Source organism: Frisingicoccus sp., from assembly GCA_016298055.1.
GTDB lineage: Bacteria > Bacillota > Clostridia > Lachnospirales > Lachnospiraceae > Frisingicoccus.
The window spans coordinates 1-3,013 of record JAEDDO010000209.1; the positions used below are offsets into that span (position 1 = coordinate 1).

Below are 3,013 nucleotides of genomic sequence, written 5' to 3' on the forward strand. Positions count from 1 at the left end.
GACATTTTGTCATCAAAATATTGATCGCACGTCCAAATTCCAGAAAAATATCAATGAACAAAATCTGTTTTCCAAGGGCAAGCATGTCCGGATTATCGGTAAACACACCAAGAATCGGATAACCAAATACCCATATAATAAACATCATACCCACACAGACTGCAATCGATATTTTCTGAGTCCACCATACTTTTTTCTCAACCTCATCAATCTGTCCGCTTCCCAGAAGATAACCAATGACAATCTGCACTGCCTCTGAAATAGCGATCGCATAGACATAGGCAAAATTCGCCAGAATACTGCAGTAGCCTTTCGTGGCTGTGACAATGGCACCATAAGGATTAATAATACTTAATATACAAATCTGAGACAGATTGTAGGAGAAGTTTTCCGCACCCGAAGGAATTCCGATTTTCAACAATTTAAAAAGCATATCCCGGCTTCCTTCTTTTAAATAACAAAATTTTAATTCAATCTCCGTATATTTTCGAAATACAAGATAAATTGCTGCAAGACCGACCGTTTTACTGAATACGGTTGAAATAGCTGCACCAATAATTCCAAGCCGTGGAAGACCAAAAAGTCCGTTAATAAGAATGGCATTACCAACAATATTTATAATATTCATGCCGACAGATACCATCATCACTTCTTTTAAGCGAGTATGACTTCGAAGAATAGCCGCAAAATTCAAATACAATCCCTGAACAATAGAAAATCCCCCAACGATCATCAGATACGAGCAGGTCTCCTCGAGTATAACCGGATCGATATTCATCATCTGAAAAATCTGCCGGTTAAATAAAAGAACAATCGATGTGGAAAAAGTCCCTACCACCCCAATGACCAGCATAGAGATCATACAGAGCTGATTCGACTTATATTTATCTTTTGCGCCAAGGCACTGAGTCAGAACAACCGTTGTCGCCATACACAGCATATTCATCGTAATAATAACGATATTCATGATCTGATTGCCATTGACAATTGCCGCCACCGAAGACTGAGAATAACGGCTGACCATGATCTGGTCAATATTACCTACCAGAAGCTGAAGCATCAATTCTACAAAAATCGGTATGGACATTTTAAACAAATAGGAATTTTTCGTCATTTTATCCATTGCTGTCTCTCTCCTTTTTATGTTTCTGTTTTTATACCGCGTAATATTTTATCACAGATTATCAAATAATCAATTGATTTTTTAAGTATAATGTTGTATAATATCAGTAACAATTACTGTTTTTTAGTCAGGAGGTATTTTATGAATATTTATGTGTTATTGAAACAGATTCCCGTTATTTCTGATATAAAGATTGATCATAAAACATTTACAATTGATCGTTCAAATGCAGCAAATATGGCCAATCCATCCGATCTGAACGCGCTTGAAGCTGCTTTAACTTTAAAGAGTGCCTCTGGCGGCACTGTAACCGTACTTACAATGGGGAATGAAAGCTGTGAAGCTCAGCTTCGCGAAGCTGCTGCTGTTGGGGCTGATCGGTTCATCCGCATTTCAGATGAAGCATTTGCAGGTGCAGATACCCTTGTTACTGCGAAGATCCTTGCAGCTGCCATCCGCTATCTGGGAGACGCTGATGCTGTATTCTGCGGCCAGTTCTCACTGGACAGTGCTACCGGCCAGATTGGCGGAAAACTTGCTTCCCTCTTGGATTTTGGGTTGCTCCACAGTGCCTGCCAGATTGATATGACTGATGATGGTCTTTCTATCCGAAGAAAATCTGGTGGTGTTTATGAAGTATGGCAATCACCGCTTCCGGTTGTATGTTCCTTTGAAGAAGGATGCAACAAACTGCGTCCTGTCACACTTAAGGGAAAAAGAGCTGCAAAACAGGCTGTCATTCAGGTTCTTACCAACAATGAACTGAATCTTTCCGACGAAGATCTTGTATCACCATCAAAAGTCGAAGCCATCTTCCCGATACAGCCGAAAGAAACCGGTTTCCGAATTCAGGGTAAAGATGAAGCTGAATCCGCACGTAATCTTGCAGATATTCTCTTCGGAAAAATTTTAGCATAGGAGGTTCCATTATGAAGAATTCAAACAATATATGGGTATTTATTGAAACATTGAATAATCAGCCGAAACATGTCAGTCTGGAATTACTTGCCAAAGCCATGGAGCTTGCCAAAGAATCCGGAATGACTGCGGTACCGGTATTTGCACCATCCGAAAGTGCATCTCCGGAAAGCATCGTATCCGCTCTTTCTGCTTCAATTTCCGAAGAAGCTCCGGCTGCCATTCTCTTTGGCTTTACATCCCTTGGAAAAGAAATCAGTGCAGGCCTTACCGCTTCATTAAACCTTGGTATTGCATCTGATTGTTCAAATATTATATATCGTTCCGCAGAAAAAGATTTTCTTTTCATCCGTCCAACCTTTGATGGAAAACTGAATGCAACAATTTCTTTAACAACCTTCCCTCAGATTGCCAGTTTTTCAGCGGGCACTTTCCCTCTGGAGAATAATGTGCCGGATACCGAAACAAACAAGAAAGTTCTCGCATCTTCTGATGATGCTGCCTCGATCCGCAGCAAATTGATCGAGATTATCGAAGATTCCGCTCTTGCAGACTCCAATATCGAAGACGCATCCATTCTCGTTGCCGGCGGACGCGGTGTTGGAAGCGCTGAAGGCTTTGATTCCCTTCGTGAACTTGCACGTCTTCTCGGCGGTAATATTGCAGCATCCCGTGCGGCTGTTGAAGAAGGCTGGATTTCCAAAGACTACCAGGTTGGAGCTACAGGCAAGACTGTTGCCCCGAAAGTTTACTTTGCCTGCGGTATTTCCGGTGCTCTGCCACATGTTGTCGGCATGAAAGACTCCGAAATCATTATTGCCATTAATACAAATGCCAGTGAACCGATTTTTGACATTGCCCACTATGGCATCGTTGGAGACCTTCATAAAGTCATTCCTGAATTGATCAAGATTATCAAAGAAAGATAAAAACGGACGATAAATGGGGACAGGTTCCTTGACTCATTGATCA

Annotated in this window: 3 protein-coding genes; 2 read left to right on the plus strand and 1 reads right to left on the minus strand. The window is 41.4% G+C overall.

The window, feature by feature from the left end; genetic code table 11:
• Nucleotides 1–1,123: MATE family efflux transporter (locus QZZ35_RS10620; RefSeq protein WP_291237378.1), on the minus strand; the 1,123-nt coding region annotated here is incomplete at its 3' end.
• Nucleotides 1,124–1,264: 141 nt separating this feature from the next.
• Between QZZ35_RS10620 and QZZ35_RS10625 the strand changes: the two genes are divergently transcribed.
• Both QZZ35_RS10625 and QZZ35_RS10630 read left to right on the plus strand, forming a co-directional pair.
• Nucleotides 1,265–2,041, plus strand: coding sequence for an electron transfer flavoprotein subunit beta/FixA family protein (locus tag QZZ35_RS10625; RefSeq protein ID WP_291237379.1), 777 nt, complete (start codon nt 1,265–1,267; stop codon nt 2,039–2,041).
• Between the two features lie 11 nt (nt 2,042–2,052).
• A complete protein-coding gene (locus QZZ35_RS10630; RefSeq protein WP_291237380.1) occupies nt 2,053–2,970 on the plus strand; it encodes an electron transfer flavoprotein subunit alpha/FixB family protein in 918 nt (305 codons plus the stop codon).
• Nucleotides 2,971–3,013 lie beyond the last annotated feature (43 nt).

Coding starts and splice junctions, on each gene's coding strand:
- QZZ35_RS10630 (WP_291237380.1), top strand. CDS start 2,053: ATGAAGAATTCAAACAATATATGGGTATTTATTGAAACATTGAATAAT.
- QZZ35_RS10625 (WP_291237379.1), top strand. CDS start 1,265: ATGAATATTTATGTGTTATTGAAACAGATTCCCGTTATTTCTGATATA.